The sequence below is a fragment of the Schleiferilactobacillus perolens DSM 12744 genome, from assembly GCF_001435585.1.
Classification (GTDB): domain Bacteria; phylum Bacillota; class Bacilli; order Lactobacillales; family Lactobacillaceae; genus Schleiferilactobacillus; species Schleiferilactobacillus perolens.
The window spans coordinates 1-208 of sequence record NZ_AZEC01000099.1 but is presented as its reverse complement, the minus strand read 5'-3'; the positions used below and the strand labels follow the sequence as shown (position 1 = coordinate 208).

Here is a 208-nt window from a genome sequence, read left to right as displayed (position 1 = left end):
TTATCGCGGGATGGAGCAGTCTGGTAGCTCGTTGGGCTCATAACCCAAAGGTCGTAGGTTCAAATCCTACTCCCGCAATTGGTCCCATGGTGTAGGGGTTATCACGCCTGCCTGTCACGCAGGAGATCACCGGTTCAAATCCGGTTGGGACCGTTTTGGCTCGGTAGCTCAGTTGGTAGAGCAATGGATTGAAGCTCCATGTGTCGGC

Annotated in this window: 2 tRNA genes; both read left to right on the top strand. The window is 54.3% G+C overall.

The annotated features are described in order from the left end of the window. The first annotated feature begins 4 nt into the window (after positions 1 to 4). Positions 5 to 78 (top strand) — tRNA-Met (locus tag FD09_RS15785). A 2-nt stretch (positions 79 to 80) separates the two neighbouring features. Then, a tRNA-Asp gene (locus tag FD09_RS15780) sits at positions 81 to 153 on the top strand. The last annotated feature ends 55 nt before the right edge of the window (positions 154 to 208 follow it).